The following is a 26,255-nucleotide window of genomic DNA, read 5'->3' on the forward strand; positions in this document are numbered from 1 at the left end:
CTGGTCAAGCCGAAGGCTCACCGGGCTCGGCAAATGTGGTCTGAGAGATCACCCGTTCCGGAGCCGCCCATGTCCGCCACCTTCGCGACGCCCCGCCTCGCCCCGAGGCGGCCGCGTCCGGTTCGTGCGTGGTGGCGGGACGCCGCGGGCCTGACCGCCTGGCTGAGCCTGCTGTTCGTGACCGCGCTGTGGGTGTCGGGCCGCGGCGTGCAGCAGCTCGGCTCCCCGGCCGGATTCCTCACTTCCGCCGGACGGCTCGCCGGGTTGCTGTCCGCGGACCTGCTCCTGCTGCAAGTGCTGCTGATGGCGCGGGTGCCCTGGGTCGAACGCAGCTACGGCCAGGACGAACTGGCCAGACGCCACCGGCTCGCCGGGTTCTCCTCGATCGTCCTGATGACCGCCCACGTCGTCCTGATCAGCCTCGGGTACGCCGCGGCCGACCGTTCGGGCCTGGTCGCCGAAGTCTGGTCGCTGGTGACCACGTACCCGGGAATGCTCCTGGCGACCGCGGGAACCGCCGCGCTGGTCATGGTCGCGGTGACCTCGGTGCGCGCGGCACGGCGCCGGATGCGGTACGAATCGTGGCACCTGCTGCACCTCTACGCCTACCTCGGCGCCGGTCTCGCGCTGCCGCACCAGCTGTGGACCGGAGCCGACTTCACCGCCTCGCCGGTCGCGACCGTTTTCTGGTGGACCGCGTACGCCGCGGCGGCCGGCGCGGTGCTGGTATTCCGGCTCGGGCGGCCGGTGTGGCTCAACGCGCGCCACCGGCTTCTCGTCGAGCGGGTCGTGCGCGAGGGCCCCGGCGTCGTCTCGGTCTACCTGCGCGGCCGCCGCCTCGACCGGCTTCCGGTGTCGGCGGGCCAGTTCTTCGTCTGGCGGTTCTTCCCGGGCCCGGGCTGGACCCGCGGCAAACCGTTCTCCCTCTCGGCCGCGCCGGGCCGCGACCATCTGCGGATCACCGCCAAAGACCTCGGCCCGGGCAGCCGCCGCCTGGCCGCCCTGGCACCGGGGACCCGCGCCCTGTTCGAAGGCCCGTACGGCAAGCTCACCGGCACTGTCCGAAAAGGACCGAAGCTGGCGATGTTCGCGTCCGGCATCGGGATTACGCCGTTGCGCGCGCTGTTGGCGGAACTGCCCTACCACCCCGGCGGCGCTGTCCTGCTGTACCGGGCCGGGCGGCCGGACGAGCTGCTCTTCCGCCGCGAGCTGGAGGACCTGGCCGCGCGCCGGGGCGTCCGGATCCACTACCTGGTCGGCAGGCGTACCCGCGACCGTTCGTCGTGGCTGCCCGCCGGTTACGCCCCGGTGCCCGACGACGTCGTGCTGCGCGACCTCCTGCCCGACATCGCCGACCACGACGTCTACGTCTGCGGCCCCGATGCCTGGACCGCCGCGGTGATCGGCAGCGCACGCCGCGCCGGCGTCCCCGCCGATCGCGTCCATTCCGAACTCTTCGCTTGGTAGGAAAGGACTTCCGATGCGCAGGATCGCTCTTGCGTTCGCCGCGACCGTCTCGGTCGTCGTGCTGTTGTTCAGCTACCGCACCAGCACCGGCACCGGCTCCAGCCCGGCTCCGGCCGCAGCGAGCCGCCCGCTCGGCGGGAACCAGGCGCCGCCGTCCGCCTCCGCCGCGCCGGATCCGTCGGCTTCGGCGAAACCGTCGGCCTCCGGCGGAGACGGCACGTTCACCGGTGCCGCGGCCGACACCGATTACGGTCCCGTCCAGGTGCGGATCACCGTCGCCGGCGGCCGCATCACCGACGCCCAGGCCGTCCAGTACCCGCAGGAAAGCGGCCGTGACGTCCGGATCAACTCCTCCGCCGTGCCCGAGCTCAACCAGGAGGTGCTGCGGGCCCAGAGCGCGCAGATCGACGCGGTCAGCGGAGCCACCTACACCTCCGAGGGCTACCAGCAGTCCCTCCAGTCGGCGCTCGACGCCGCCCACCGATGACCGGCGCCGACCCGCAGCGCCGGTCCTGGAGCGAGCCGGTCATGGGCACGCATATGAGCCTGCACCTGCGAGGCACGATCGCCAGCGCGGACCCGGTCGTCGACGCGGTGTTCGCGGATCTGCGCCGCGCCGACGAACTGTTCAGCACCTACCGGCCCGACAGCCAGGTCAGCGCGATCCGCCGTCGCGAACTCTCCCCCGCGCGGGCACACCCGTGGGTCGCGGAAGTAGCGGCGCTCTGCGACGAGGCCAGGGAACGCACGGAGGGGTACTTCGACGCGTGGCTGCCCGGCGGGTTCGACCCGTCCGGGATCGTCAAGGGATGGGCGGCCGAGTGCGCCGCCGCCCGTCTCGCGCGGCTGCCCGGCGTCGACTACTACCTCAACGCTGGCGGCGACATCACCGGTCGCGTCGCCACTGCCGGGGGCCCGCCGTGGCGCGTCGGCGTACAGGACCCCGGCCGGCCGGACGCCTTCCTCACTGTCCTCGAACTGCGCGACGGCGGGATCGCGACCTCCGGCTCGGCCGAACGCGGTCCCCACATCCTCGACCCGCACACCGGGAACGCCGCCGGCGAGCTGATCTCCCTGACGGTCACCGGCCCGGCGCTGCTCTGGGCCGACGTGTTCGCCACCGCCGCCTTCGCGCGCGGCGGACCCGACGTCGAACGCTGGGTCGCGGCCCGCGCTCCGGGTTACCGCGTCGCCGCGGTCGTCCGGGCCTGACAACCGGCGCGCGCTGACCGGGCGAAATCAGTGCACCGCCCGCTGCCTCCCGCCCCAGTGCCGCGCACGGAGGTCGCGCTTGAGGATCTTGCCCGCTCCGGACAGCGGGAGGCTTTCCACGAATTCCACGCTCCGCGGTGTCTTGTACCCGGCGATGCGCTGCTTGCAGAACTCGCGGAGCTCTTCCGCGTCGGCGGTTCGGCCCGCGGCGAGCACGACGACGGCGTGGACGCGTTCGCCGAACTCGCTGTCCGGCACGCCGATGACCGCGCAGGTTTCGACCGCGGGGTGCAGCGCGAGCGCCTTCTCCACTTCGACCGAATAGACGTTTTCGCCGCCGGTGACGATCATGTCCTTGATCCGGTCGACGATGTAGACGTAGCCGTCGTCGTCCATGCGGCCGCCGTCGCCGGTGTGCATCCAGCCGTCCCGGACCGCCTGCGCGGTGGCCTCGGGCTGATTCCAGTAGCCCAGCATCACGTGCCCTCCGCGCGAAACGACCTCCCCGACCGTGCCGCGCGGCACCTCCTCGCCGTGCTCGTCGACGATCCGGACCTCCGCGTGCGGCGCGGCCCGGCCCGCCGAGAGCCGGCGCCGCGGGTCGTGGTGGTCCTCGGGCAGCAGCAGGGTCGCGACCGGCGACAGCTCGGTCATGCCGTAGGCCTGGACGAAACCGGCATTGGGGAACAGCGCCATGGCTTTCTTCAACACGGGTTCGGAAATCGGCGAAGCACCGTAGATCAGGTGGCGCACGCCGGAAAGGTCGTAACCGTCGGCGCCCGGATGGCTGACGAGCATCCCGATCATGGTGGGGACCAGCAGCGCGCTGGTCACCTGGCGTTCGCTGAGCGCGGCGAGCACCCCGGCCGGGTCGAACGCGGGCACGATCACGTGCGTGCCGCCGAGCGCGGTCTGCGCGGCCCAGGCCGCGCCGTCGGCGAGATGGAACATCGGGGCGGCGTGCAGCATCCGGCCGCCCGGCTCGCAGAACCGGCCGGTGGCCGTCGAGCCCAGCGCCGAGGTCAGCAGGTTGGCGTGGCTGAGCATGACGCCTTTGGCCGCCCCTGTCGTGCCGCCGGTGTAGTAGACGCCGGCCAGCGATCCCCCGCCGCGGCGGACGTCCTCGATCGGCTCGGCGGCGGCAACCAGCTGTTCGTAACCGAGCATGCCGTCGGGCGGTTCCCTGTCGCCGCAGTAGATCACGGTCGTCAGCCCCGGATGTTCCTCGCGCAACGCGGGGACCATCGGGGCGAACTTCTCGTCAACAAACAACACGCGAGCGTCGCACTCGACCAGCGAACCGCTGATCTCCGGCACCGCCCAGCGGATGTTCACGGGCACGAACACCGCGTCCGCCCACGGAACGGCGAGCAGGAATTCGGCGTAGCGGTCGGAATTCAGCGCGAGGATCGCCACGCGGTCCCCTTGCCGCACCCCCGCCTCGCGAAGCGCACCGGCGAGCCGGGCGACCCGGTCAGCGGTCTCGGCGAAAGTCCGCTCGCGGTCCCCGAAGACTGTCGAAGGAGCGCCGGGAGTTTGCTGCACCGACCTGTGCAGCCCCTGGGTCAAGTACATCTTCGTCGGCTCCGTCCACCACGTTGTGAACTTCTGCTAGCACCCTTCGAGAAACCATGACCCCTTGACACCGCACTGTCAAGGACACCACTCTTCCAAGTGAATGACGACTAGTCTTAGGCGGGTAGGATGAAGCAACGGGTCCGGGTAGCGGGCGTGGGCATGGCGCCCTTCGCGACGCCCAGCAAGAGCGAGCCTTACGACGTGCTGGCCGAGCGTGCGGTCAAAGCGGCGCTGGCCGACGCCGGGATCGGCCTGGCTTCGATACAGCAGGCGTACGCCGGCTATGTGTACGGCGATTCGACCTGCGGGCAGCACGCGCTGTACCGGGTCGGGATGACCGGAGTGCCGGTGGTGAACGTCAACAACAACTGCTCCACCGGGTCGTCGGCACTGTTCCTGGCCCGGCAGGCGGTCGCGTCCGGCGCCGCTGATTGCGTGCTGGCCTTCGGGTTCGAGCAGATGCAGCGGGGCGCGCTCAAGGCGCATTGGGACGACCGGCCGGATCCCTTCCATCGCTTCGACCAGGTGCTGGAGAAAGCGCAAGGTCCCGCGGAGGGCGTGCCGATGGCACCCCGGTATTTCGGCGGCGCGGGTGCGGCCTACGCCGAGCGCTACGGCACCGCGCCGGAGACCTTCGCGGCCATCTCGGTCAAGGCGCGCCGGCACGCGGCGAACAACCCGTACGCGGTGTTCCGCGATCCCGTCACGGTCGAGGATGTGCTTGCCGCACCGCACATTTACGGTCCGCTGACCCGGTTGCAATGCTGCCCGCCGACCTGCGGGGCCGCCGCCGCGGTCATCACCAGCGAGGAATTCGCGCGTGTGCACGGGCTCCGGACCGACGTGGCGATCGCCGCGCAGGCGATGACCACCGACACGGAAAGCTCGTTCGACGGCGATCCGATGAAGCTGGTCGGCTACGACATGGCCAAGGCCGCGGCGCAGCAGGTGTACGAGGCGGCCGGGATCGGGCCGGAGGACATCCGCGTCGCCGAACTGCACGACTGCTTCACTTCCAACGAACTGATCAGCTACGAGGCGCTCGGGCTCACCGGCGAAGGCACCGCGGAGAAGTTCATCGCCGACAGCGACAACACCTACGGCGGCCGCGTGGTCACGAACCCGTCCGGCGGCCTGCTGTCCAAGGGACATCCGCTGGGCGCGACCGGACTGGCCCAGTGCGCCGAACTCACCTGGCAGCTGCGCGGCGAGGCGGGACCGCGCCAGGTCGAGGACGTCACCGTGGCTCTGCAGCACAACATCGGGCTCGGCGGGGCCGCGGTCGTGACGCTGTACGAGAAGGCGCGGTGAACATGCCGGTCGACGCATCCGCCAAGGGCCGGTCCCTGCCGCCGGTCGCCATGACCGTCGAGGCCGGGCGGCTCGCGTTCTTCGCCAAGGCGATCGGGCAAGCCGACCCGCGTTCTTCCGCTCCGGACGGCCGGCTGCCAGTGCCGCCCACGTTCCTCTTCGGCATCGAACTGGAGCAGCCCGACCCGTTCGCCTGGCTCGCCGGCCTCGGCGTGGACCTGCGCCACGTGCTGCACGGCGAGCAGTCGTTCACTTACCACTCGATGGCCTACGCCGGCGACACTCTGGTCGCGTCCCCGCGGATCGCCGACATCTACGCGAAAAAGGGCGGAGCGCTGCAGTTCGTGGTCAAACAGACCGCAGTCGCCCGCGACGACGGCACCCCGGTCGCCGATCTCGAGAGCGTCCTCGTCATCCGGGATCCGGAGGCCGCGCGATGACCGGCGGCGTCACGGCGGGGACCGAGCTGCCGCCCCTCGAACTGCCGGAGATCTCCCGGACCGCCCTCGCGCTGTTCGCCGGTGCGTCCGGCGACCACAATCCGATCCACCTCGATCTCGACGTCGCCCGGTCGGCCGGGCTCGAGGACGTCTTCGCCCACGGCATGTTGTCGATGGCCTACCTCGGGCGGCTGCTGACCGGATGGATTCCGCAGGAGCGCCTCCGGTCGTTCCGGGTGCGGTTCGCCGCCGTCACCCCCGTCCGGGGCAAGCCCACCTGCACCGGCCGGGTCGTCTCCGTCGAGGACGGCCTGGCCACGCTCGAACTCGCTGTCACGCTCGCCGACGGCACGACCACGCTCACCGGCGAAGCGATCATCGCTCTCTGAAAGGGAAATCCATGGGCAAGCTGGACGGCAAGACCGCCGTCGTCTCCGGCTCCGGCCGCGGCATCGGCCGGGAAATCGCGCTCAAACTCGCCTCGGAAGGCGCCGCTGTCGTGGTCAACGACCTCGACGACGCTCCGGCCAAGCAGACTGTGGCCGACATCCAGTCCGCGGGCGGCCAGGCAGTGGCGTGCGCGGGCAGCGTTACCGAGGACGGGTTCGCCGAACGGTTCGTGCAGACGGCGACCGATTCCTTCGGCGGCCTGGACATCATCGTGAACAACGCGGGCTACACCTGGGACGCAGTCGTCCAGAAGATGACTGACGAGCAGTGGGACGCGATCCTCGACGTGCACCTCAAGGCACCGTTCAAGATTCTCCGGGCCGCTCAGCCGGTGCTGTCCGCCGCCGTGAAGTCCGCGCGCGCCAAGGGAGAACCGGTCCCGTGCCGCAAGGTCGTCAACATCTCCTCGATCGCCGGGCTGGGCGGCAACGCGGGCCAGGCGAACTACGCCGCCGCGAAAGCCGGCGTAGTCGGGCTGACCAAGACGATGGCCAAGGAATGGGGCCGCTACAACGTCACTGTCAACACTGTCGCGTTCGGACTGATCAAGACCCGGCTGACCGAGGCCCAGGCCGGCGGCGGCAGCACGATCGACGTCGCGGGCCGCGAAATCAAGGTCGGCGTCAACCCCGACCTGCTCGCCACGATGGAACAGCAGATCCCGCTCGGCCGCGCCGGCACCCCGGCCGAAGCCGCCGGCGCGGTGTACCTGCTGTGCACGCCGGAATCCGACTACATCAGCGCGCAGACCCTGATCTGCGGCGGCGGGTTCTTCCTGTGACCATCTTCTTCGGACCGTGACCAGCACGGCGGCGGACCGGGTTCCCGGGTCCGCCGCCCCCGCTGCGATCATGAAAGGAGGCCGCCGGCCGCGCTGATCACCGACCGAGAGGACCGGGCATGACGGCAGCATCCGCCGCCCCCGCTGCGGGGAAGCGACCGCGCAACCGCCGTGCGCTGATCGTCGCCGCCGCCTCCGACCTGTTCGCCCGCGACGGCTACGACCAGACCACGATGAGCGATATCGCCGCGGCGGTCGCCATCGGCCCGTCCGCGGTGTACCGGCATTTCCCCGGTAAACAGCAGCTCCTCGCCGAGGTCGTCACCGCCGGGCTGGAGCCGGCGCAGCAGCTGGTCGACGCGCTCGACCTCCGCGACCGGGCGGCCGCGCTCCCCCGGCTCGCCGCGCTCACCCTCGACCAGCGCCATCTCGGCGTGCTGTGGCAACGCGAAGCCCGGCACCTCGCCGACGACGACCGCGTCCGCCTGCGTACTCAGCTCCGCGGGATCGGCCACGTGCTCGCCGAGCGCGTCCAAGCCGTCCGCCCGGCGCTCGGCCCGGCCGCCGCCGACCTGCTCTCCTGGTCCATGATCGCGGTTCTCTCCAGTCCCGGGTTCCACCGCATCGAGCTGCCGCGCCCCCGGCACGACCGCCTGCTCGCCGATCTGCTGGCGACCGTGCTCGACACCGATCCGCCCGCCGCGTTCACCACCGCCCCGCCCGCGCCGCCGGCAGCCGGGCTCACCCCGGCCTCCCGCCGCGAAGCCCTCCTCAACCAGGCCGTGCGCATGTTCGCCGCGCACGGCTACCGCGAGGTCGGGGTCGAGGACATCGGCGCCGCCGTCGGGATCAGCGGCCCGAGCGTCTACAACCACTACCCCAGCAAACTGGACATGCTGACGACCGCGTTCCACCGCGGAACCGCCGCGCTCTTCACCGATGTCGCGGCGGCCTACACCACCGCCGCGAGCGCCGAGGACGCCCTCCGCACGCTCATCCGGTCCTATGTCGCGTTCGGCCGCGCCCACCACGACCTCCTCGGGCTGCTCGTCACCGAGATCAGCCACCTCCCCGCCGACGAACGCGAGCGCCGCCGGCAGGCCCAGCGCGACTACCTCGCCGAGTGGACCCACCTGCTCCGCCAGGTCCATCCCGGACTCGACGCCACCGCCGCGCGGCTCCGGGTGGACGCCGCGATCGACGTCGTCAACAGCGCGGTCCGCACTCCGCACCTGCGCCGCAACCCGGATCTCCCGGCGGCGCTGGGAATTCTTGCGGCGCGGTTGCTTCAGCTTCCCGAAGCGGGGCAGGCGCGGTAAGCCCGCGCGTCAGCGGAGCCCGGATCGCCCGAACGCGTCCATCACCGGCCGCTGCGACACCAGGTACGCCGCGGCCGGGTCCACAGTGGAGTGTGCTCACCCCTTGGCTCCCAAGAGCTTCCGGCTCAGCGGCTTCCCCGCGGACGGCGCGGAACCGGACCGATCGATCCGCGTTCGACCAGTTCGGCCGGGAGCGGCGGCAACGGTTCGGCCGCTCGCGCACCGCCGACGAGGGCAGCCAGCCGGGAGCCCGCCGCGTAGCCGATGTCGTAGGTCGGCTGCGCCACGACCGTGATCGGCGGCGTGACGAGTTTCGCCCACGGCTGGTCGTCGTACATCAGGATCGAGACATCGTCCGGGATGCGCAGGCCTTGCTCCTGCAGGGCTCCCACGGCGGCGAGGCCGATCAGGCTGTCCGATGCGATCAGCGCGGTCGCCGGCTCCGGACCGGTGACCAGATCCGCGACGGCGGCGCGGATTTCGGTCTCGTCGCCGCCGCGCAGGCCCGACCGCAGCAGAGAGCGGTCCCATTCCAGCCCGCGATCGGCGAATCCGGCCACGAGACCGTCGATCCGAGAGGCCACCGACGACGGGAGCGGCTCGGTGCCGTCCCGCCCGCCGGCCGTGGTGACGTACCCGATGCGCCGGTGCCCGGCGTCCAGGAGGCGATCCGCGGCCAGCCGGCTCGCCGCCGCGACGTCGGCGAGCGCGGCGTCGACCTCGAGCCCCGGCACGGCGCGGTCGAGCAGCACGAGCGGCCGCCCCGCGTCGACCACCGCGCGCAGATGCGCCTGGTCGTCCGTGGACGCCGGGGCGACGATCAGCCCGTCGACGCGTTTGTCCATCAGCATCCCGACGGCCGTGCGCTCGGCCGCCACCCGCTCGCCGCTGTTCGCGAGCACGAGCCCCAGCCCGGCCCGCTCGACCGCGTCCGAAATCCCCCTCGTGGCAAGGGAAAAGTACGGGTTCTCGATGTCGCCGACCACGACTCCGACACTCTGCGAACGACCCGTGCTCAGCGCACGGGCCGACGGGTTCGGCCGGTAGTTCAGCCGGGCCGCGGCCGCCAGCACCCGTTCCCGGACGCCCCCGCTCACCGCTCCGTAGGCGCCGAGCGCCCGCGCGGCCTGCGCCTTGGACACCCCGGCCTCGCGGGCCACGTCCGCCACCGTGTGCTCCCGCTGATTGCCTGCCCTCGCCACGTCCCCTCCTCGTCTCCGCTTCCCGGTCCCGCGGCGGAGCAGCTCCGCCGACGCGGCGCTTGACGCGCGGGCCGACGGCGTCCTACTCTCCCAAAATCCCATTGAGACCGGTCTCAGCCAGAGTACACGCACCGTTGAGACCGGTCTCAACTTCACCGGACAAAGGACGGGTCCGTGTCTCCTACCCCTCGCAAGCTCCTCGCGACCGTGCTCGCGGCCGTCGTCGCGCTGCTCGGCCTGACCGCGTGCGGCGGCTCGCAGTCCTCCGCGGACAACCCCTACGGCCTGATCACCGCCGGCCAGCTGCGCGTCGCCAGCCTCGGCGACGCCAAGCCCTACACCTTCACCGGCAGCGACGGCACGTTCACCGGTTTCGACGTCGAACTCTTCCGCGACGTGGCGCGCCGGATCGGCGTCAAGGACGTCGAATTCACCGGACAGGACTTCTCCGCGATCCTGCCGGGCGTCGCGAACGGCCAGTTCGACGCCGGAGTCGCCGCGATCGGCATCACCGCCGCTCGCAAGCAGACGGTCGACTTCAGCAACGGCTACCTCGCCGGCTACCTCACCGTGATCACGACGAAGGACTCCGGCATCGCCAACGCCGACGCGCTCGCCGGGCGCCGGCTGGGCGTCGTGCAGGGCTCGCTGCAAGAGGCCTACGCGGTGAAGCACTTTCCGCAGGCTCAGCTGGTTCGTTTCCCGGACAACAACACCGCCGTCTCCGCGCTCACCCGCAAATCGGTCGACGCGCACTTCCTCGATTTCGAGGCCGCCAAGGCGTATCTCACGCAGTTCGGCCTCGCGAGCGTCGCGAACTTCCCGTCGTTCGACGCGCCGGCCGGCTTCGCGGTCCGCAAGGGCTCCACGGCGCTGAAGGCCGCGCTGGACAAGGGCCTGGCGGCGGCGATGGACGACGGCACCTGGAAGCGGCTGCACGAGAAGTGGTTCCCCGGCACGCCGATGCCCGCGCAGTACCTGCCCGGCGGCAACCACACCGCGACGCCGTCCGGCCAGTGACTCTGCCCGGCGCACACCGAAAGGGGTTGGCATGGGCTGGGTGAACGACCTGCTCCACACCTTCTTCGACTTCTCCGCGATGGCCGAGGTCCTGCCGCAGATGCTGTCGGTCGGGCTGGTCAACACGCTGATCATCTCCGTCGCGGCGACCGGCATCGGGCTGGTCGTCGGGATGATCGTCGCGATCATGGGCATCTCCGCCACCGCGTGGCTGCGGATCCCGGCCCGGATCTACACGGACCTGTTCCGCGGGCTGCCCGCGATCCTCACCATCCTGGTGATCGGCCAGGGCTTCGCACGCTTCAGCCAGAGCGTGTTCGGGCCCTCGCCCTACCCGCTGGGCATCCTGGCGCTGAGCCTGATCGCCGGCGCCTACCTCGGCGAGATCTTCCGCTCCGGCATCCAGAGCGTCGAAGCGGGCCAACTGGAGGCCTGCCGCGCGCTCGGCATGAACTACGCCAAGGCGATGCGCCTGGTCGTCGTGCCGCAAGGCGTGCGGCGGGTGCTGCCCGCGCTGGTGAACCAGTTCATCGGGATCGTCAAGGATTCGAGCCTGGTGTATTTCCTCGGGCTGCTCTCCGGGGAGCGGGAGCTGTTCCGCGTCGGCCAGGACGCCGCGGTGCTGTCGGGCAACCTGTCGCCGATGGTGCTGGCCGGAGTGTTCTACCTGGTCATCACGGTGCCGTTGACGCATCTGGTCAACCACTTCGACCGCCGCTTCCGCGTCGGACGGCGAAAAGCCGCACCGGTGAGCGGCCTCCGGGAACTCGACGAACTCGACGCTCCGCCACTCGTCACCGGGAGCAAAGCATGACGCGCACCCCCTCCTCGTCCGCGACCGGCGAGGCCCCCGCGTTCCGCGGGGCAAGTTTGGAACTGTCCGGTGTTTCCTTGGCCTACGGCAGTTTCGAGGTGGTCCGCGAAGTCGGCTTCACCGTCGAGCCGGGCACCACGACGTGCGTGATCGGCCCGTCCGGCTCGGGCAAGTCGACGCTGCTGCGCGGGATCAACCGGCTGCACGAACCGAAAAGCGGCGAGGTCCTCCTGGCGGGCGAGCCGGCCTCGGCCATGGCGCCCGAACGGCTCCGGCAGCGCATCGGGCTGGTGTTCCAGCATTTCAACCTCTTCCCCGACCACACCGCGCTGGACAACGTCGCGCTCGCGCCGTGGAAGGTCAAGGGCCTGCCGCGCGGGCAAGCCCGGGAACGAGCCGCTCGAGCGCTCGCCGACGTAGGCCTCGCCGAACGGGCGGGCCACCGCCCCCGCGATTTGTCCGGCGGGCAGCAGCAGCGCGTCGCCATCGCCCGGGCGCTGGCGATGGAACCCGAGGTGATGCTCTTCGACGAGGCGACCAGCGCACTCGACCCGGAACTCGTCAAAGGCGTGCTGACGCTGATGGCCGGGCTGGGCGAACGCGGCATGACCATGGTCGTGGTGACGCACGAAATGGGCTTCGCCCGGCGGGCCGCGGACCAGGTCGTGTTCATGGACGAGGGCGAGGTCGTGGAAAAGGGCACTCCCGACGAGATCTTCGGGAACCCGCGGAGCCCGCGGCTGCGGCGTTTTCTGGCGGAAGTCCTGTGACCGCGCCGATCCGGACCGGAATCCTCGGTTACGGAACGGGCGGGCGCGTGTTCCACGGGCCGCTCCTCGCCGCCGATCCCCGCTACGCCGTCGCCGCGGTCGTCACCTCCGATCCGACCCGGGCGGAGCACGCGCGTCGAGCACACCCGGGCGTCGCGGTGCTGCGGACGGCCGAGGAGCTCTTCGCCGCGGGCGGACTCGACCTGGTCGTCGTCACGACGCCGCCGGGGTCTCACTACGAGCTCGCGCGGACCGCGCTCCGGCACGGGCTCGCGGTGGTCGTGGACAAGCCGTTCGCGGTGCGGGCCGAGCAGGGCCGCGAGCTGATCGCCGAGGCGAACCGGCGCGGCTTGCTGCTGACCGTCTTCCAGAATCGGCGCTACGACGGCGATTTCCGGACCGTGCGCCGGTTGATCGCCGAGGGCGCGCTCGGCGAGATCCGCACGTTCGAGTCCCGCTTCGAATGGTGGAAACCGTCCGGGGAGAAGGCGTGGAAGGCGCAGGCGGGCCCGGACAGCGGCGGCGGGATGCTCTTCGACCTCGGGCCGCATCTGATCGACCAAGCGCTCCAGCTGTTCGGCCCCGTCGCGGAAGTGCACGCGGAGCTCGCCCGTTACCGGAACGGCGAGGGCGCGGACGACGAAGCGTTCGTGTCGCTGCGGCACGAATCCGGGGTGCGCAGTCATCTCGCGATGAGTTCGCTCGCGCCGGTGGCCCGGCCGCGGTTCACCGTCGTCGGGTCGAAGACCGGCTTCGTGAAGTCCGGTTTGGACGTCCAAGAAGGACAGCTCGCCGCCGGCCTCCGTCCCGGCGACCCCGAATACGGACGGGAACCGGAAGCGCGCTGGGGCCGGCTCGGCACCGCGCCGGTGCCGACCGAGGCCGGCGAATACGCCGGGCTCGCCGCCGCGCTGCGTTCCGGTGCCCCGCCTCCGGTGCGGGCCGGCGACGCGCTCGCCGCCGTCGAACTGATCGAGCGGATCCACGCCACGACCGAGATCCGCCACCGCAACTGAACCCCAGGAAAGGACCACGAGTCTGATGCGCACCACCTCCCCCACCGTCGTCGTCGGCGGCGGGATCCTCGGTCTGTCGACCGCCCGGGCGCTGGCCGCGGCCGGGGCCGATGTCGCCCTGGTCACCGAGGGCGAGCTGACGTCCGGAGCCTCCGGCCGCTCGCTGTCCTGGCTGAACTCCGCCGGGGTGCGCAGCGAGGAATACCACCGGCTGCGCGTGGCCGGCATCGACCGGTACCGCACCCTGGCGGCGCGGCATCCGGACGCGGACTGGCTGCGGTTCGACGGCGGGCTCGCCTGGTCCGGCGCGGATCTGCGGGCCCAGCACGACCACGAAACCGCGCACGGCTACGACAGCCGCCTGCTCTCCCGCGACGAGATCGCCCGGCTCGTGCCGGGGGTCGACCCCGCGGCGGTCCCCGGCGGGCAAGCCGTGTGGAATCCCGGCGAGGGCTGGGTGGACCTGCCCAGCCTCGCCCAGGTGCTGGCGAAGGAGTTCGCCGAGCACGGCGGACGGCTCGTCGCCAACGCCGGGCCGGTCCGGGTCGAGCATCAGGGCGGAGCGGTGACCGGAGTCCGAACCGCCGCGGGCGACTCGCTCCCCGCGGACGCCGTCGTGCTGGCCACCGGCCCGGCGGTGCCGGAGATGGCCGCGGAACTCGGCATCGCCGTGCCGGACGCGACCCCGATCTCGCTGCTGGTCACGACCGCGCCGGTGGACACCCCGCTGCGCGCGGTCCTGAACACGCCCCGCGCGTCGATCCGGCCGACTCCGCACGGCGGTCTCGCCGTCGACTCCGACTGGACGACCGCGAGCATCCGGCACACCGGCTCCGGATACGAGGTCCCCGCCGAAATCGTGACGGAGCTGCTGGCCGAGGCGTCCGGCTTGCTCGCGGGCAACCCGCCGCTGACCGCCGAACGCCAGGCGATCGGGCGCAAGCCGATCCCCGGCGACGGCGACCCGGTTCTCGGCCGCGCCGACGAGCTCGGCGGCCTGTACCTCGCGTTCACCCACAGCGGCGCCACCCTCGCCCTGATCGCGGGGGAACTGCTGGCGCACGAGATCACCGCGGGCGAAGCACATCCGATGCTGGCTCCGTTCAACCCACGCCGTTTCCGCTGACGCGCACGCGGCGATGCGGCGCGCCTCGCGCGGGGTGCCGCATCGCCGCCGCTCCATTCCGATCGCGGATCGAACCGGCCCCGTTTTAGGCAAACCTTCGCCGCGCGGCAAGAAAATCGGTCGCGGGCGACCACTCCGGGAGGGCCTCCCCTGCCGTCCGGCGGCCCGACGTTAGTGAACAGTAAAGCGGCCGTTCCTCCCCCCGCCAGCCCTCACGTCTCTGTCCACTTGAGACACGCGACCCGCCTCGAGACTTCCCCGTCGGAGGTTTGGCTGCCCGCGACAGTGGCCGCGTTCTTCGTACTCGGCACTGTCCTACCGCGCCGGAAACTCACTCTTCGCCCGCGGATTCCGCGCTAGCCGGAAAGGTCGCGAGGCCGTCGCGGATCAGTGCGGCGGCGCGATGCACCTCGCGGGCCGCGGCCTTGATCGCGGGCCGGACCGCGCGTCCGGGGCGCAAGTGCGTGCGCAGGGAGCGGAACTGGAGCCGCCACAGGCCGAGAAGTGCGGTCGCGGCGATCTGGGGTTCTGGGTCGGCACGGCGGAATCCGCCTCGTGCGGCGAGCACTTCGGCGGCGATTTCGGTGAACCGGTCGGCGATTTCGCTCTGGTAAGCCCGCAATGCGGGAGTGTCGCGGATGAGGTCGCCGAATTTGCGATACCGCGCGAGGGCCTCGTCTTGGCGGTCCCCGGTTGTCAGGCTCGCGGCGACGTCGTCCCGTTCGCCGTCCAGGATCTTCAGCATCGCGTCGACCGGGGGAACCTGCGGGTCGGCCAACTGGGTGCGCAGCGCGTCGGCGGTCGCTTCCAGCCGGTCGAGGACGAGAGCTTCTTTCCGAGGGAAGTAGTTGAAGGCGGTCTTCTCGGACACGCCGCAGGCCTCGGCGACGTCGGCGACGCGGACCGCGTCGAAGCCGTGTTCGAGGAACATCCGGGCCGCGGTGTCCGACAGCTGCTGGCGCATCGCGCGCTTCTTGCGCTCGCGCAGGCCCTCGCCGCCCGCTGCCCGCATGGTCGTCATGAGGGCAGACTACGCCAGTCGCTAGACATTTACTGCTACAGTATTTTTATAGCCGCTGAACTTTCCGCGCCGAGGAGCCCGCCATGCCTGAGATCAACATCGTGTGCGACTACCGCCATTCGCCCGGCAAGGTCTGGCGGGCGGTGACCGACCCGGACCTGATCCCGTACTGGACCTCCACCGGCAAGGGTGCTCGCGCCGTCGGTTTCGAGCCGGTTCCCGGCAACCGGTTCCAGTTCGTCGCGAAGCCGATGCCCGGATGGCGCGGGATCGTCGACTGCACGGTGCTGGAGGTCCGCGAGGAGGAACTGCTGCGCTACACCTGGGTCGGAGCCGAGGGCGAGGAACCCAGCTACGTCCGCTACGAGCTCGAACCGACCGCCCAGGGAACCCGTTTCGCCTATCGCCACACCGGATTCACCGGCATCGGCGGGTTCGCCATGGCGAAGATGCTCGGCAGGATCCGGCGGAAGATGCTCACCGCCGGGATGCCCGCGCTGCTGTCCGAAATGGACGAAGCCGGTGTTCTGCTTCCGGATGCGCCGCTGCGGCTCAAAGACCGCGGGTGAGCAGCCCCGCCCTGCCGGGCCGCGCCCTCGAACGGTCTGGTCCTGCACACCTGTCGCCGTCGCCGACGATCTGCCCGACGGCCAGTGCCTCGCCCGCCAGGCCGTACCCACTACGGATGTAGTGCTCGATGAGTGAGGCTGGTCACCCCTAACTACGCAAACCCGTTCAGGGGTGCGAAATCGGGCATCCGGAGTGCATCATCTGCGGATGGCTCTTGAGCAGACATCGCGCGACGTGTACGAGGACATCGTCCGGAGGAACCCGGCCGAACCGGAGTTCCACCAGGCGGTGTACGAGGTGCTCGAAGCGATCCGGCCCGCGCTGCGGCGGGACCCGGGCCTGCGCGACGCGGCGATGCTGGAGCGGCTGTGCGAGCCGGAGCGGCAGGTGATGTTCCGGGTGGTCTGGACCGACGACGCGGGCGCGGTGCACGTCAACCGCGGCTTCCGGGTCGGGTTCAGCTCGGCGCTCGGACCGTACAAGGGCGGGCTGCGCTTCCGCGGCGACGTCACGCTCGGCACGGTCAAGTTCCTCGCCTTCGAGCAGATCTTCAAGAACGCGCTCACCGGCCTCGGCATCGGCGCGGGCAAGGGCGGGTCCGATTTCGACCCGGCCGGCCGCAGCGACGGCGAGATCATGCGGTTCTGCCAGGCGTTCATGACCGAACTGGTCCGGCACATCGGCCCGGAGACCGACGTCCCGGCGGGCGACATCGGCGTCGGCGGGCGCGAGATCGGCTACCTCTTCGGCCAGTACAAACGGCTGACCAACCGTTACGACGCGGGCACGATCACCGGCAAGAACCCGTTGCTGGGCGGCATTCCGGCGCGTCCGGAGGCCACCGGTTACGGGACGGTGTACTTCCTCGAAGCGATGCTCGGCACCGGCGACGACTCCTTCTCCGGCCGCACCGCGGTGGTGTCCGGTTCGGGCAACGTCGCCTACCACGCGATCGCGAAACTCCAGGAGCTCGGCGCGAAGCCGGTCGTGTGCTCGGACTCCGGCGGATATGTCCACGATGCGCGCGGGATCGATCTCGAAGTGCTGCATGAGTTGAAGGTGGCGCGGCGCGGGCGGTTGTCCGAGTACGTCGACCACGTGCCGTCGGCGAAGTACGTCACCGACGGCACGCCGTGGGAGGTCCCGTGCGACCTCGCGCTTCCGTGCGCGACGCAGAACGAGCTGGACGAGCAGTCCGCGCTGCGGCTGGTGAAGAACAACGTCCGCGCGGTCGCCGAGGGCGCGAACATGCCGTGCACGCCCGGTTCGCTGCAGATCTTCCGCGAGGCCGGGGTCGCGGTCGGGCCCGGCAAAGCCGCGAACGCGGGCGGCGTCGCGGTGTCGGCACTGGAGATGCAGCAGAACGCGGCGCGCGAGCGGTGGGCGTTCGAGCGCGTGGACCGCACGCTGCGCGACATCATGACCGACATCCACCGGACGTGTCTCGAAACCGCCGACGAGCACAGGGTGCCCGGGGATTACGTGAGCGGGGCGAATATCGCGGGGTTCCGGAAGGTCGTCGCCGCGATGGACGCCTGCGGGTACCTCTAAGCCGGTGCGTGCGGACAGTCTTCGTTCGGCAGGATTTTGTATGCAGTATTTGAGTCGTAGGTCTGCCGGTCGACTGAGTGGTGGATGGGGTTCACCGTGGACAGGATTCTCCGCGGTCTGAGCTCGGGACTGCGGTTGTCCCGGTGCCTGGGTCTGCCAGGTCTGCGCAGTGGACGAGCCGGATTGTGGCACCCCGGCACCGGATTCCCGGTCTCGAGGCCGATGTGGCCGCTTGGCAGCAACCAAGCCATGGCAGCGCTTGTGGTGAGCAAGCGTGGCGGCTGGTGACCGCGCAGAAGAAAGCGTGACCGGAACGACGCCGGGGACAGCGCTACCCAGATAGCCAGGCTGGTGGCGGGAGAAGATCCTCCGGATGGGGACTCGCGACCCAGGCCCGCTCGCGCGCAGCCTTCGGCGGACCTACCCGATTCTCGGCCGGAAGCACTGGCGGGCCAGGTGGCACCGGCTGGCACTTGACGCGCACCCGGGGCGAACGCTTCGGTACGGGGATGACCGCGTATGTGGAGCGTCCGCCGGTGCCGGGCCTGGCGGGAGTCGTACGCACGGTGTGGATCCAGCGCACCGGCGATGCTCCATACGTCCAGCGGCATCTGCCGACCGGCGGCGTCGAGATCCACTTCCCGGTCGGCGGGCGTCCGCAACTGCTCGGGCCGTTGACCGGGCCGCGGATCGAGGTCCTCCCGGCGCACACGACAGTCGTCGGCGTGCGGTTCCGGCCCGGGGCCGCGCCTCCCCTGCCGACGGGGCTCGACGAGCTGGCCGATCAGCAGGTCGGGCTGGGTGAGGTGTGGGGCCGGACCGTCGAGCAGCTGGTGGAGGCCGTCGCCCTCGCCGCGACGCCTGAGCTGGGGCTGGCCGCGCTGCAGGCGCACCTCGTGCGGGAGTTCCGTCTGGCCGGCGGGTCGGACCCGTTGGTCGGGGAGGCGGTGCGGGTGCTGATGCCGTGGGACCCGGTCGGCGTCGACGCGGTCGCCGCGCATCTCGCGCTCTCTGCCAGCCAGCTGCGCCGACGGTGCCTGCACGCGGTCGGAATGAGCCCGAAGGTGCTGCAGCGGACGTTGCGGTTCCAGGGGTTTCTCGCGCTCGCCCAGTCGGGAGCGATCGCGACCGGGCGGCGGGGCGCGGACGGGATGGCGAGTCTCGCGGTCGACGCCGGGTACGCCGACCAGGCCCATCTCAGCCGCGAATGTCTTCGGCTGACCGGAGTTACGCCAAGGCAGCTGCTCGGGGGCGACCTCGACCGGTGCGCGTGCGGGCACGATCATTCCGCGTCCTACACGCCGTTCCTCGCCGGACGCGGCCGTTCGCCGTTCCGCGGTTGACGAGCGCTGCCCGAGCCGAGCCGGAGCTGTCCACGGCCTACAACGCGTCCCGGCCGCGTTCCCCGGTGCGGACGCGGACCACGGTCTCCACCGGCGTCACCCAGATCTTGCCGTCGCCGATCTTGCCGGTGTGCGCGGTGTCCAGCACGGTGCGGAGCGCGGTCTCGACCTGGTCGTCGTCCAGCAGGATCTCCAGCCGGTACTTGGTGATGAAATCGACCTCGTACTCCGCGCCCCGGTAGATCTCGGTGTGCCCTTTCTGCCTGCCGTAGCCGCGGACCTCGCTCACCGTCATCCCGGCGATGCCGAGTTCCTGCAGCGCGATCCGGACGTCGTCCAGCACGAACGGTTTGACGACGGCGGTCAGCAGCTTCATCGGTTCTCCTCGCGCGCCGGCCGGTGCGATCCCGGTCCGCCGGCGGGCGCGCTCCCCCGGCGTCCGGACTGGACTGCCAGCTCGTACGCGCCTTCGGCGTGCTCGGCCTCGTCGACGCCGTCGATCTCGGCCTCGCGGTCGATCCGGAATCCCATGAACTTGTGCATGACCCAGCCGATCAGGAGGGTCATCGCCAGCGAATACCCTAGTACCGCCAGCGTTCCGACCGTCTGCCGCCACAGCTGGTCGAATCCGCCGCCGTACAACAGGCCGTTCACGCCGCCGGGAGCCACGCCGGCCGTCGCGAACAGGCCGATCAGCAGCGTTCCGGAGAACCCGCCGAGGCCGTGCACCGCGACCACGTCCAGGGAATCGTCGAAGCGGTACCGGTATTTCAGGCTCACCGCGAACGAGCACACGACGCCCGCCACGATCCCGATCGCGGCCGCTCCGAGCGGTTCGACGTAAGCGCAGCCGGGCGTGATCCCGACCAGCCCGGCGACCGCGCCGGACGCGGCGCCGAGCGTGGTCGGCTTCCCGTCGCGGAACTGCTCGACCAGCAGCCAGCCCAGCACGGCGGCCGCCCCCGCGACGGTGGTGTTCAGGAACGACGTCGCCGCCGGGCTCTTCGCGGCCAGTGCGGACCCGGCGTTGAACCCGAACCAGCCGAACCACAGCAGGCCGGCGCCGAACATCACGAACGGCAGGTTGTGCGGCCGGACCGCCTGCTTCGGCCAGCCGTGCCGCCGGCCCAGCACGAGCGCCAGCGCCAGCGCGGCCGCGCCGGAGTTGACCTCGACCACGGTGCCGCCCGCGAAATCCAGCACGTGCAGCTTCGCGGCGATCCACCCGTCGGGCGCGAAAACCCAGTGCGCCACCGGCACGTACACCAGGGTGGTCCAGACGACGGAAAACACCGTCCACGTCCAGAACCTCGCGCGCTCGGCGATCGCGCCGGCCAGCAGCGCCACCGTGATCACCGCGAACATCATCTGGAACGCGACGAACGCGAACAGCGGCACCTGGTTCCCAGCGGGCCCGACCGTCTGCTCGGCGAGCCCGTGCAACCCGGCCAGCCGCAGCGTGCCGAGCAGGCCGCCGAACCAGTCGGGGCCGAAGGCGAGCGAATACCCGTAGAACACCCACACCAGGCCGACGGTGGCGAGGCAGACGAAGGTCATCGCCATCACGTTCAGCACGCTCCGGGCGCGCACCATCCCGCCGTAGAACAGGGCGAGGCCCGGCGTCATCAGCATGACCAGCGCGGCACTCCCCAGCAACCACGCCGTGCTTCCGGTATCGACCACGATCCGACACTCCTCGTTTCCTCGCTCGGCCGCTGGAAGCTAACCGGGCGGTGTTACCGGAATGTTTCCGCCGTGCTTCCGCTAGCGACCCCCAGTCCGGCGAAACGGTCGAACCAGCTCGAAAGGGCGACATCAGGCCCGAGGCGACCGGAAATACTTCGCGGACAGAACGAATCGGCGATTCGTTCTGTCCGCGCCCTTTTCGGAGCTTCGGACGCGACTTGCCGCCGACCGGTCAACTCTGATACTAGTTGTGGGCGAGCAGGAAGGCGCGTGAGATGGATTCGTTGGCAGGCAAGGTCTGCGTCGTCACCGGCGCCGGGCGCGGGATCGGCCGGGCGATCGCTGAACGGCTCGCCGCGGCGGACGCGCGGGTGGTCGCTGCCGACCTGGACACCGACAGCGCCGCCGCGACCGCCGCGGCGGTGGGCAACGGTGCGCTCGGCATCCGGACCGACGTCGGATCGCGCGACTCGGTCGACTCGCTCGTCGACGCGGTCCTCGACCGCTTCGGCCGGATCGATGTCCTGGTGAACAACGCCGGATGGGACAAGGCCGGTCCCTTCGTGGAATCCGACCCCGACGACTGGGACCGCATCATCCGCGTCAACCTGTACGGCGTCCTGCACACCTCGCGAGCAGTACTGCCCGTCCTGGCGGAGCAGGGCACGGGATCGGTCGTGAACATCGCTTCCGACGCTGGCCGGGTCGGATCGTCCGGCGAGGCGGTCTACTCGGCGACCAAGGGCGGGATCATCGCGTTCACCAAGACCACCGCCCGGGAACTCGCGCGCCGCGGCGTCCGGGTCAACTGCGTCTGCCCGGGGCCGACCGACACGCCCCTGCTCGCCTCCTTCGCCGGCGAAAAACTCCGCAACGCCCTCGTGCGCGCCATCCCGCTCGGCCGGGTCGGCGCGCCCGCCGACGTGGCGAACGCGGTCGCCTTCCTGGCCGGCGACGAAGCCGGCTTCATCACCGGCCAAACGCTCAGCGTCAGCGGCGGCCTGACCATGGCCTGACCGCGGGGCCTCCGGCGCCCGCGACCGGGTCAGACGTCCCGGTCGCCGGACAGGACCTCGTCGACGTCGGGCCACAGGATCCGGCGCTCCAGGCTTGCGGGCTGGTCCCGCTGCAGGCCGTCCACCACCGATTTGATCATCACGTGCGTGACGGCCCGCGCCGTGGAACCGTCCCCGGACCGGATCGCGTCCACCACGGTCGAGATGAGGCCGGTCAGTTCTTCGCGGCTGCCTTGGGGAAAACGCCACGGCACCGTCGTGGTCATCACCGCGAGCGCGGGCACGATCGTCGCCAGCACATCGTTGTGCGACGCCTCCGCCACCCGCAGGTGGTAGCGCCCGCTGTGCGCGGCGAACTCCGGACCGCGTTTGCGGCGCGCCGAGCGCAGGGACGCGACGGACTCGTCGAGCAGTTCCAGGTCGCTGTCCTTGCGATGCGCCGCGGCCAGCGCGGCCACCTCGGGTTCGATCGCGAGCCGCGATTCGAAGACCGTGCGCAGCGTCGCCCCGCGGAACTGCACCACCATCCCCAGCGCGCTGCCGACCACGGACGGGCCGGGCGTGACCAGCCGCGCCCCGCCCTGCGGGCCCGCCTTCACGACGATCGCGCCCAGAAAAGTGAGCAGTCGCAATGCTTCCCGGAGCGTGCCGCGCGAGACGCCGTACCGCTCGACGAGCGTCGCCTCGTCCGCGAGCGCGTCGCCGGGTTCGAGGCCGCGCGCCAGGAAGTCCCGCAGGATCCGCCGCGCGGTGTGCGCGGGCAGCGAGCCTCTGCGGACCGTCGGTTCGGTCGCTGTCATGGCCGTTCCCCCCGATCGCTCGCCGAGAAAACTAGTGTACCGATTACCCGGCCGCCGCCACCGCCCCCGGCGGTGCGGCAAGGCCGTGACCAGCGAGGAACCGGCCGATCCGTGCCAAGCCCCCCGGCGTGTCCCGGGTGCGTGGGCAGTTGGAGGAACCCGTGCGGGGCGCCGCCGACCACGGCCAGTTCGTGCGGCGCCCCGGCCTCGGCGAGCCGGTCGGCCAGCGAAAGGGATTCGCCGAGCAGCGGGTCGTCCTCGCCGACGAGGACCAGGCTGGGCGGGAAACCTGCGCAGTAGCGTTCGGGATGCAGCCGCGGATCGTCGAGCAGCCGCCGGGCGTCGTCGGGTTCCAGGTAGAGCTGGGTGTCCGGATCGCGCCCGCCCACCAGGTGTTCCACCACCGGCAACGCTCGGTGAACGTCGTAGATCCCGTAGCACAGCAGCGCGGCGGCGACCGGCCCGGCGGCGCCGGTCGCCAGTGCCGCCGCGGCGAGGTTCGCCCCGGCCGAATCCCCGCCGAGCAGCAGCCGGGCAGGGTCTCCCCCGAAGCTCTCCGCGGTCGACCGCGCCCAGCCGACCGCGTGCAGCGTGTCTTCGACCGCCGCCGGAAACCGGTGCCGGGGCGCGCGCCGGTAGTCGACGCTCACCGTCAGCAAGCCGAGCAGGGCCAGGTCCGCGGCCAGCCGCCGGTGCGTGGCGGGAGTGCCCAGGACCCACGCGCCGCCGTGCAGGTACACCAGCGTCGGGAACGGCGGTTCGCCCAGCGGCCGGTAGACGTCGGCGGTCACCTGCCAGCCGTTCACCTCGCGGAGCGGCACCTTCAGCTCGATCCCGCCGACCGCGGGCATGCCCTGGTTCGTGTACGCGTCGAAAGAAGCCAGCAGCTCCCGCGCGTCCCCGGACTCCGGAGGCCTCAGCGTCCGCTGGAACTCCAGAAGTTCCGGCGGCAGCGCGATTTCCGCCATCAGGCGGCCACCCGGATCGTCTGCCCGGTAACGTGCCTGCTGTCGTTCGAGGCGAGGAACAGGATCACATCGGCGACCTCTTCCGGTTCGCCGTCGCGGCCCAGCGGCTGCGCGTCCCGGTACGCCTGGACGTAGTCCGCCGCGACGGCTTTCGTCAGGCTGTCGTTCCAGATCAGGCCCGGCATCACGGCGTTGGCGCGGATGCCGTCCGCCGCTCCTTCCTTGGCAAGCGCGCGGGTGAGGCCGAGAACGCCCGCTTTCGCCGCCGCGTAAGCGACTTCCCCGAACGGCGCGGGCGATTCCGCGGCCAGCGAGGACACGTTCACGATCGCCGGGGAGGCCGACTGCCGCAGCAACGGCCACGCGGCGCGGGCATGCAGGAAGTGCGCCGTCAGCGACGTGGACAGCACCCGGTTCCAGTTCTCCAGGCTGGTATCCGGAAACGGAGCGAGCTGATTGAGACCGACGCTGTTGACCAGAACGTCCAGCTGCCCGAACGTCTCGGTCACGTCGGCGAACAGCGCCCGCACGCCAGTTTCGTCGGCGGCGTCGAGAGCGCGCGCGAGCACGTTGTCCTCGCCCGCGGCCGCGGTCAGTTCGTCCCGGAGCCGGTCAAGCCGCTTCGCGCTGACGTCGGTGACGACCACGCGCGCGCCCTCGGCCAGCAGCCGCCGCGCGACCACGCCGCCGATTCCCGCGCCCGCGGCGGCGTTGACCATCGCGACCTTGCCGTCGAACCGCTTGCTCATCGTTCCCCTTCCGCGGGACCGTCGATCCGGTAGTCGGCCAGATCAGCTTCCTTGGTCATCCGCCACCAGTCGAGCACCCGCCACGGATTGCTCACCACGACCCGGCCGCGCGAGTTGCGGTAGTAGGTCGTGATGCCCGGGTGGGTCCAGATCATCCGCTCGTGCGCGGCGGCGACCTCGGCGTTGTACTTCTCGCTGACCTCCGGGCGGCAGTCGGCGACCGTCGCGCCCGCCCGCCCCATCCGGTCCAGCAGGCTGAGCACGTACCGCATCTGGCATTCGAGGTAGAAGATCAGGCTGCCGCCGTGCCCGGCCTGGGTGTTCGGGCCGTACAAGCAGAAGAGGTTGGGGAAGCCGGGGATCGCCGTGCCCAGGTAGGCCTGCGCGTCATCGTCGTCCCAGACCTCGCGCAACGTCCGCCCGTCCCGGCCGGTCACCTCGAACGACGCGAGGAACCGCACGACGTCGAAGCCGGTCGCGAAGATCAGCACGTCGAACTCGACCTCGCGGCCCGATTTCAGCCGGGCTCCGGTCGGCAGGATCCGCTCGATCGGGTCGGTGACCAGTTCGACGTCGTCGCGGCGCAGCGTGCGGTACCAGCCGTTGTCGAGCAGGATCCGCTTGCCGAACGGCGGATAGTCCGGCGTGGCCTTCTCGATCAGGTCCGGACGGCCGGCCAGTTCGCTTTCCAGGTAGCGGGTGAAGAACCGGCGGTGCCCGTCGTTGATCGCGTTGATCGACCGCTCCGGATGCGGCCAGTCCGGATCCCGTTGCAGGGATTCGTACAGCGTGTCGTTGAGCACCCAGGCGAGCCGTTCCCGGTACCAGAACCGGTAAAGCGGGACTTCGCGCAACAGGAACCGGACCGGTGCGGGGATGTCCTGCTGGAACTTCTCGAACGGCGCCACCCAGTGCGCCGACCGCTGGAACAGCGTCAGCGAGGCAGCCGTGCCGGCGATCGCGGGCACCGCCTGCATCGCGCTCGCTCCGTTGCCGATCACGCCGACCCGTTTGCCGGCGAGGTCGAGCCCTTCCGGCCACTGCGCGGTGTGGCACGACTCCCCGGCGAAATCCGCCAGCCCCGGCAGGTCCGGCAGCTTCGGCGTGCCGAACGCGCCGACCCCGCTGATCAGAATGTTGGCCTGGAGCGTTTCCCGTCCTTCCGGGCCGTCGATCTCGACCGTCCACGCTCGCGCCGCCTCGTCCCAGGCCGCGGAAAGGACCACAGTGGACAGCCGGATGCGGTCGCGCAGCTGCCATCGGTCGGCGACCTCTTCGAGATAGTCGTGCAGCTGGTCGCGGGAGGCGTAGTAGCGCGGCCAGTCCGCCACGACGCTCGAGTACGAGTAGAGGTGGCTCGGCACGTCGACTCCGCACCCCGGATACCGGTTGTGCCACCAGGTGCCGCCCACGTGGTCGTCCTTCTCCACGACAGTGCACTCCACCCCGGCCGCGCCGAGCCGGTGCGCGGCGAGCAGGCCGGAGATCCCGGCGCCGACGACGATCGCGGTGAAGCCATCGGGCACTGCCGTGTCGCGGACCGGATCCTCGCCGCGCATGGCGATGGCCAGGTCGTCGGCAACCATCGGCCCGTATTCGGCCGGGATCGCCTCGCCCATCGCGACCGACAGCATCCGGGTCAGCAGGTCCTCGCCCGGGTCCGGCAACGCCACCGGTTTCCCGTGGTGCCAGGCGATGATCGCGTCGGCGGCGGCCGCGCGGATCTCGTCCCGCACCGGCTCGGGCAGGCCGCCGGTGTCGTTCTCGTCCAGCCCTCGCCCGCGGGTCGGCCGGTACGGCGCTTCCAGCCACCGCCGGTCGCCGGTGAGCTGCACCAGGACCATCAGCAGCGTGGGCACGTTCGCGTCCCGGACCGCGGCACGCACCGTCGCCGCGAACGCTTCGCGCATCGCGGGGGTTCCTTTCGCGTCGCCCGTCATCCGTTCACCAGCCGGTCGCGGCCCGCCCAGTACCGCGCCTTCAGCTCGCGGCGCATGATCTTCCCGGTGCCGGTCTTGGGCAGCTCGTCGGCGAATTCCACGGTG

The 26,255-nt window shown here is 71.0% G+C and carries 26 protein-coding genes; 17 read left to right on the forward strand and 9 right to left on the reverse strand.

The genetic code is table 11. The features are described 5' to 3' along the window. Window positions 1-69: 69 nt before the first annotated feature. From H5411_RS32250 to H5411_RS32260, 3 genes are read left to right on the forward strand one after another with little or no spacing between them, the layout of a single operon-like run. Window positions 70-1,467 carry a ferredoxin reductase family protein gene (locus H5411_RS32250; RefSeq protein WP_183126000.1) on the forward strand — a complete coding sequence of 466 codons (1,398 nt, stop codon included), beginning with the start codon at window positions 70-72 and terminating at the stop codon, window positions 1,465-1,467. 13 nt (window positions 1,468-1,480) lie between these two features. After that, window positions 1,481-1,954 carry an FMN-binding protein gene (locus H5411_RS32255; protein WP_183126001.1) on the forward strand — a complete coding sequence of 158 codons (474 nt, stop codon included), beginning with the start codon at window positions 1,481-1,483 and terminating at the stop codon, window positions 1,952-1,954. Then, window positions 1,951-2,679 carry an FAD:protein FMN transferase gene (locus tag H5411_RS32260; protein ID WP_246369503.1) on the forward strand — a complete coding sequence of 243 codons (729 nt, stop codon included), beginning with the start codon at window positions 1,951-1,953 and terminating at the stop codon, window positions 2,677-2,679. Before H5411_RS32255 ends, H5411_RS32260 begins: the two co-directional genes overlap by 4 nt. A gap of 27 nt (window positions 2,680-2,706) precedes the next feature. Here the strand turns inward: H5411_RS32260 and H5411_RS32265 are convergent, their stop codons facing one another. After that, on the reverse strand, window positions 2,707-4,254 hold the full coding sequence (locus tag H5411_RS32265; RefSeq protein WP_183126002.1) for an acyl-CoA synthetase: 1,548 nt from the start codon (window positions 4,252-4,254) through the stop codon (window positions 2,707-2,709). 129 nt (window positions 4,255-4,383) lie between these two features. On the opposite strand from H5411_RS32265, the gene H5411_RS32270 reads away from it, so the two are divergent. The 5 genes from H5411_RS32270 to H5411_RS32290 all read left to right on the forward strand — a co-directional run bounded on the left by H5411_RS32270 (window position 4,384) and on the right by H5411_RS32290 (window position 8,558). After that, entirely contained in the window at window positions 4,384-5,568 is a 1,185-nt protein-coding gene (locus H5411_RS32270; protein ID WP_183126003.1) for a lipid-transfer protein, read from the forward strand. 2 nt (window positions 5,569-5,570) lie between these two features. Further along, entirely contained in the window at window positions 5,571-6,008 is a 438-nt protein-coding gene (locus tag H5411_RS32275; RefSeq protein WP_101440179.1) for a MaoC family dehydratase N-terminal domain-containing protein, read from the forward strand. After that, the gene (locus tag H5411_RS32280; protein ID WP_101440180.1) at window positions 6,005-6,397 is read left to right on the forward strand and encodes a MaoC/PaaZ C-terminal domain-containing protein; all 393 of its coding nucleotides are present in this window, start codon (window positions 6,005-6,007) and stop codon (window positions 6,395-6,397) included. The genes H5411_RS32275 and H5411_RS32280 overlap by 4 nt, the downstream gene beginning before the upstream one ends. Window positions 6,398-6,408: 11 nt before the next feature. Beyond that, a complete protein-coding gene (locus H5411_RS32285; protein WP_101440181.1) occupies window positions 6,409-7,239 on the forward strand; it encodes an SDR family NAD(P)-dependent oxidoreductase in 831 nt (276 codons plus the stop codon). Between the two features lie 119 nt (window positions 7,240-7,358). Continuing rightward, entirely contained in the window at window positions 7,359-8,558 is a 1,200-nt protein-coding gene (locus H5411_RS32290) for a TetR/AcrR family transcriptional regulator (protein ID WP_101440182.1), read from the forward strand. A 125-nt stretch (window positions 8,559-8,683) separates the two neighbouring features. Here the strand turns inward: H5411_RS32290 and H5411_RS32295 are convergent, their stop codons facing one another. Continuing rightward, a complete protein-coding gene (locus H5411_RS32295) occupies window positions 8,684-9,760 on the reverse strand; it encodes a LacI family DNA-binding transcriptional regulator (protein WP_101440183.1) in 1,077 nt (358 codons plus the stop codon). 174 nt (window positions 9,761-9,934) lie between these two features. Here H5411_RS32295 and H5411_RS32300 point away from each other — a divergent pair, with 174 nt between their 5' ends. From H5411_RS32300 to H5411_RS32320, 5 genes are read left to right on the forward strand one after another with little or no spacing between them, the layout of a single operon-like run. Then, on the forward strand, window positions 9,935-10,780 hold the full coding sequence (locus tag H5411_RS32300; RefSeq protein ID WP_101440184.1) for an ABC transporter substrate-binding protein: 846 nt from the start codon (window positions 9,935-9,937) through the stop codon (window positions 10,778-10,780). 40 nt (window positions 10,781-10,820) lie between these two features. After that, entirely contained in the window at window positions 10,821-11,594 is a 774-nt protein-coding gene (locus H5411_RS32305) for an amino acid ABC transporter permease (protein WP_208637751.1), read from the forward strand. Further along, window positions 11,591-12,364: an amino acid ABC transporter ATP-binding protein gene (locus tag H5411_RS32310; protein WP_101440186.1), complete on the forward strand. Its 774-nt coding sequence runs from the start codon at window positions 11,591-11,593 to the stop codon at window positions 12,362-12,364. Before H5411_RS32305 ends, H5411_RS32310 begins: the two co-directional genes overlap by 4 nt. Continuing rightward, window positions 12,361-13,380: a Gfo/Idh/MocA family protein gene (locus H5411_RS49075; protein ID WP_101440187.1), complete on the forward strand. Its 1,020-nt coding sequence runs from the start codon at window positions 12,361-12,363 to the stop codon at window positions 13,378-13,380. Before H5411_RS32310 ends, H5411_RS49075 begins: the two co-directional genes overlap by 4 nt. A 25-nt stretch (window positions 13,381-13,405) precedes the next feature. Further along, the gene (locus H5411_RS32320; RefSeq protein WP_101440188.1) at window positions 13,406-14,506 is read left to right on the forward strand and encodes an NAD(P)/FAD-dependent oxidoreductase; all 1,101 of its coding nucleotides are present in this window, start codon (window positions 13,406-13,408) and stop codon (window positions 14,504-14,506) included. 331 nt (window positions 14,507-14,837) lie between these two features. Here H5411_RS32320 and H5411_RS32325 read toward each other — a convergent pair whose 3' ends face one another. Continuing rightward, window positions 14,838-15,527, reverse strand: a complete 690-nt coding sequence (locus H5411_RS32325) for a TetR family transcriptional regulator (protein ID WP_244194879.1) — start codon at window positions 15,525-15,527, stop codon at window positions 14,838-14,840. Window positions 15,528-15,610: 83 nt separating this feature from the next. Between H5411_RS32325 and H5411_RS32330 the strand changes: the two genes are divergently transcribed. From H5411_RS32330 to H5411_RS48600, 3 genes are all read left to right on the forward strand, one after another. After that, window positions 15,611-16,096 (forward strand): SRPBCC family protein, encoded by a 486-nt coding sequence (locus tag H5411_RS32330; RefSeq protein WP_101440189.1) that lies wholly within the window; start codon window positions 15,611-15,613, stop codon window positions 16,094-16,096. 208 nt (window positions 16,097-16,304) lie between these two features. Then, window positions 16,305-17,648, forward strand: a complete 1,344-nt coding sequence (gene gdhA / locus H5411_RS32335; protein ID WP_183126004.1) for an NADP-specific glutamate dehydrogenase — start codon at window positions 16,305-16,307, stop codon at window positions 17,646-17,648. 509 nt (window positions 17,649-18,157) lie between these two features. After that, a complete protein-coding gene (locus H5411_RS48600) occupies window positions 18,158-18,991 on the forward strand; it encodes a DUF6597 domain-containing transcriptional factor (RefSeq protein WP_101440191.1) in 834 nt (277 codons plus the stop codon). Window positions 18,992-19,028: 37 nt separating this feature from the next. Here the strand turns inward: H5411_RS48600 and H5411_RS32345 are convergent, their stop codons facing one another. Together H5411_RS32345 and H5411_RS32350 are read right to left on the reverse strand one after the other, a co-directional pair. Beyond that, complete coding sequence (locus H5411_RS32345) at window positions 19,029-19,367, reverse strand: P-II family nitrogen regulator (protein WP_101440192.1); 339 nt, start codon at window positions 19,365-19,367, stop codon at window positions 19,029-19,031. Next, entirely contained in the window at window positions 19,364-20,674 is a 1,311-nt protein-coding gene (locus H5411_RS32350) for an ammonium transporter (protein ID WP_183126005.1), read from the reverse strand. The genes H5411_RS32345 and H5411_RS32350 overlap by 4 nt, the downstream gene beginning before the upstream one ends. Before the next feature lie 278 nt (window positions 20,675-20,952). On the opposite strand from H5411_RS32350, the gene H5411_RS32355 reads away from it, so the two are divergent. Further along, entirely contained in the window at window positions 20,953-21,693 is a 741-nt protein-coding gene (locus H5411_RS32355) for an SDR family NAD(P)-dependent oxidoreductase (protein ID WP_183126006.1), read from the forward strand. Window positions 21,694-21,722: 29 nt separating this feature from the next. Here H5411_RS32355 and H5411_RS32360 read toward each other — a convergent pair whose 3' ends face one another. Genes H5411_RS32360 through H5411_RS32375 form a run of 4 tightly spaced genes read right to left on the reverse strand, consistent with a single transcriptional unit; the run spans window position 21,723 to window position 26,120 of the window. After that, complete coding sequence (locus H5411_RS32360; RefSeq protein WP_183126007.1) at window positions 21,723-22,493, reverse strand: FadR/GntR family transcriptional regulator; 771 nt, start codon at window positions 22,491-22,493, stop codon at window positions 21,723-21,725. Then, window positions 22,490-23,461, reverse strand: coding sequence for an alpha/beta hydrolase (locus H5411_RS32365; protein WP_183126008.1), 972 nt, complete (start codon window positions 23,459-23,461; stop codon window positions 22,490-22,492). The genes H5411_RS32360 and H5411_RS32365 overlap by 4 nt, the downstream gene beginning before the upstream one ends. Beyond that, window positions 23,461-24,210, reverse strand: a complete 750-nt coding sequence (locus H5411_RS32370; RefSeq protein ID WP_183126009.1) for an SDR family NAD(P)-dependent oxidoreductase — start codon at window positions 24,208-24,210, stop codon at window positions 23,461-23,463. Before H5411_RS32370 ends, H5411_RS32365 begins: the two co-directional genes overlap by 1 nt. Next, the gene (locus H5411_RS32375) at window positions 24,207-26,120 is read right to left on the reverse strand and encodes a flavin-containing monooxygenase (protein WP_183126010.1); all 1,914 of its coding nucleotides are present in this window, start codon (window positions 26,118-26,120) and stop codon (window positions 24,207-24,209) included. Before H5411_RS32375 ends, H5411_RS32370 begins: the two co-directional genes overlap by 4 nt. Window positions 26,121-26,255 lie beyond the last annotated feature (135 nt).

It is taken from the genome of Amycolatopsis echigonensis, assembly GCF_014174495.1.
Lineage (GTDB): Bacteria > Actinomycetota > Actinomycetes > Mycobacteriales > Pseudonocardiaceae > Amycolatopsis > Amycolatopsis echigonensis.